The 3,702-nt window shown below is 52.3% G+C and carries 3 protein-coding genes; all 3 read left to right on the plus strand.

The features are described from left to right. Nucleotides 1-819 precede the first annotated feature (819 nt). Nucleotides 820-1,230, plus strand: coding sequence for a hypothetical protein (locus tag P8Z34_17095; protein MEJ2552390.1), 411 nt, complete (start codon nucleotides 820-822; stop codon nucleotides 1,228-1,230). After that, nucleotides 1,211-2,887 (plus strand): transposase, encoded by a 1,677-nt coding sequence (locus P8Z34_17100; GenBank protein ID MEJ2552391.1) that lies wholly within the window; start codon nucleotides 1,211-1,213, stop codon nucleotides 2,885-2,887. The genes P8Z34_17095 and P8Z34_17100 overlap by 20 nt, the downstream gene beginning before the upstream one ends. 319 nt (nucleotides 2,888-3,206) lie before the next feature. Further along, nucleotides 3,207-3,702 (plus strand): PfkB family carbohydrate kinase (locus P8Z34_17105; GenBank protein ID MEJ2552392.1); only part of this gene is annotated, 496 nt, incomplete at its 3' end.

The following is a 3,702-nucleotide window of genomic DNA, read 5'->3' on the forward strand; positions in this document are numbered from 1 at the left end:
CACCGGGTATCCGAATATGGTGCCGATCGCATGGAACAGGCAAGCTTTATCCGGGCTTACAGGGTGGCAAAGCCCCTGTGAAGTGATCACGCGATGCTTGCCTCAAACATGATTTTCGATTCGAATTGAACGATACGGGAAGCAGCAAAGGGCTGCGAAGGGATACAAACCGAAGAAACATGCACCTCTGTGCCGCCGCAGTAGAAAGTTTGTGAGAAATGCGGGTTAACATGTTGGATTTGGAGCAAGGCCACAAACGTCAGTCAGTGGAAGGAATTGGATTCCACCTACTCCGTAACCGAATTCAAAAAGCAGCTGCACGGTTGGCGCCGAGAACGTCGGATTGTTATCGTACTTGAACACCTAAGAGAAAAGCATTCTTCAGGGTGGCGCTTATTAAACGTTCCTGGATATACCCCTCGTCTGTTCGCTACCTCATTATTATGCTCACCACCAGAAGAGATCTGGCGGGACTACAATCATCGATCCGATATGGAGAAACGTATAGCCGAAGCAAAGCATCCGCATACTCAGGGTGCGGTGCTTTACTCTTGTGCTATCAGCCCGGAAGTTCCGAACTGTAACAGAGGCCCTGCGACTCAGACACTGGGGAGGGCAGTTTCGTTTCCGCCTCGCCCAACCCTCGATAGTCCAGCGGCCAGTGGCGATTTTATTGAGCTGGCATTGGGCCCAACCATCTTAAATCTTCTCCCGTGATCCTGCAGCGTTCGACATCCTGACGATTTTTTTGATGTTTGTTCATTTTGGTGTTGATTTGTCTTGCTGTCTTTATGTTATATTATCTATAGGCATAAAGGCATGAAAACAAATCTTGAAAACGCCAGCCGCTCGCGTAAACGCACCCTTGATTTGCACGATCAAGAGCGCGAGCTTTTGAAGGCACTGGTTTCTTGCCGTGGTATGACGAAAGGGAGCGTTTACAATCTCAAGACTCGCTGCGGCAAACCGTCCTGCGCCTGTGCTCGGGGGCGGTTGCACAGTGCAATGGTGCTTTCTTGGAGCCAAGCCGGCAAGACAAGGATTTTAGCCGTGCAGCCGGGCGATTTGGATCGGCTGGTCCGGTTGACGGAGGAATATCGAACTTTCCGGCAAGCGCGATCCAAGTTGGTTAAACTGCAGAAAGAGCTTTTGAAAGAGGTGGATAAATTGGAGAGGGCGCTCCGTGCCGCCCCAAGGAAGCAGGAGTTAAGTGGACCTGATCGTTTTTGAACAGGACCGACCCTTTATTCTCCGATCGCTTCGTTCGGGAGACTTCGACTATATCGAGGCGGCGAACGAAGTGGCTGAAGCGGATTTCTTTCGGGATCTGTTCAAGCGGAAGGTGATTGCCGATTTGGCGGAGAGCTATCCGACGCCGCGCCAAAAGGAGGAAGTGCCGTTATGGCTGTACGTGGCATCGGAAATAAGCATGAAGTTGCATGGGTCGAACAGCCACTACAGCTATCCACACATCATCAGGTGCGGTGGACTACTGGAGGCATTAGGACCCGCGCTGGCCCGCAAGATTACAGATAAGAAGACGGGAGATGTTGCGTTAGCATGCGAGGGTTTCAATCGGAAGAATCATTACCGTCGCGAGACTCCCTGTGACCAGGATTTTCTGCGCAAGTTGGCGCGGCAGACAAAACCGGATCGACTCCATGAATGGTTCAACCGTGAAGTTCCCCGTTGTCTAAGGAAGCTGAAGCTGTTTGATCCGGAGGGTCTTTTCATTGGAGACGGGACCTACGTGTTTGTCCCCGATAACAAGGCTTACGAGGGATCGGTCGTTCTGCTATTTGATGAGCACAATCATCCGGTGGATCCCCAGAAAGTGGATCTGTCGGACAAACGCTACCACTGGGAACGCTGCTACAAGATGGTATCGATCATCCACACGAATCGGGCGCTTGATTATTTTCTTTATGTGGCCGTGAAGCTGGTGTCGGGGAAGACGCACGAGTCACCCATTCTCTATGAACTGGTGGGGGATTTTGTTAAGACGATGGGGCGCGGGGTTATGAAGGTCTTGATTTTGGACCGAGGGTTTATCGATGGCCCCTCGATTGGGAAATGCAAGAAGGACTATGGCGTTGATGTCATCATGCCATTGCGCAAGAACATGGATTTGTACAAGGACGCGGTAGGATTGACGCGAGTCCCGGATTTCGTCTGGGAACGATATGAGGAGCCTGTGGCGGAATCCCGGCCGGTTGTCGTTCGGCCGCCAGCCATTGAGAAGCGTGAGGCGGCGCGTCAAAGGACGCTGGCGCTTCGGAAAGGACAACGGCTTCAATCTGCTGCCAAGCCCACGCGGCCGGTGCAACCCCGGCGCGCAAGCTTCGTAGGAACCCTGGAAAAAGCCTATACGTGGCAGGAATGCCCGGTACCGTTGAACGCGATCATAAACCGAGAGATTAACGAGCAGGGGAAAGAAGATTTTTGGGTATTGGTGACGACGCGGTTAGGAAAGCCGAGCCGAGATGTTCGGACGCTTTATGGGCTTCGAACAGCCATTGAAGAACGGCATCGTCAGATCAAATGTTTTTGGGATCTGACAGATTTCAAGTCCCGCAGTTTCGCGCTGGTTCTCAACCAGGTGGTTTTCCTGGCGCTGACATATACTTTGCTGCAAGTGCATTTATATCTGCGCCAACGGGCCGAATTGAACCGGGTGACGAGGCCGCGGCTTCTTCAGATGTTGACGCCTACGGTGTCGGTCATCATCGTCTATTATCAGAGACGGTTTGCACGGCTAACGATCGGAGAGTACTCGCAGATCTTGCTGACGGTTGAGGGAGAGGCGAAACAAAAGCTTTTGGCGAAGATACGACGATTGAAGGATGGTTTAGAACCAAATTTGCTGAATCCCAGGCCTCCCCCCTGATCACATCCGAAAAATCCGTTGGGACCGAAACCTTGCCGCGAAATCAGAAGCCTGAGGGATCCGTTTCTTTTTTCACCGAAATGACACCCACTATAGCATCAGAAATTTAGGGAAAATCCCGATAATACAAATTGCCCGAAAGCCGGAGCTCTCAAAAAGGGCGGCTGGGCCGCACCGTACCTTCCCCAGTGTCTGAGTCGCAGTCCCCAGTCAGTTTTTCGTTGAGGGGGTCCAGGATCTCTGCTAAATTCAGCCGTTTAAAATGTATAGGATTCTTCTGGATATCTTGTGCCGATTCTCGAGCAAAAAGATCGTAGTTGTGGGCGATCTCATCGCGGACGAGTTTCTTTACGGCCGGACTTCGAGGGTTTCGCGCGAAGCTCCCGTACTGGTGCTGGAGTATCGGAACTTGGTACGCCTTCCCGGAGGTGCCGCCAATGCCTCCAACAACCTATTGGATCTTGACTGCGACGTCACGATTGGCGGAGTTGTCGGCCAGGACGAAGCTGGGAGAGATCTCGTAGCATTCCTTCGGCGCAAGGGAGCCAACGTCAAACCCATCCGAAAGATCCGATCCTATGCCACTCCCATTAAAACGCGTATCCTGGCCGGGGCGCATCATTCCGCGCCGCAACAGATTGTCCGACTCGACCGTATTCCTTATCCGGGCGATATAAAGCCGCGATTTACCTGGAGGCTTTTGGAGAAAGATGTGCAATCGGCGGATGGTATCATTGTGAGCGACTATGGATACAACACCCTGAATTCCCGGTTAATGGCCGGTTTGAGCCGTGCGGCAAAATCTAGGAAGATCC

It is taken from the genome of Anaerolineales bacterium, assembly GCA_037382465.1.
Taxonomy (GTDB): domain Bacteria; phylum Chloroflexota; class Anaerolineae; order Anaerolineales; family E44-bin32; genus WVZH01.

Coding starts and splice junctions, on each gene's coding strand:
- P8Z34_17095 (MEJ2552390.1), top strand. CDS start 820: ATGAAAACAAATCTTGAAAACGCCAGCCGCTCGCGTAAACGCACCCTT.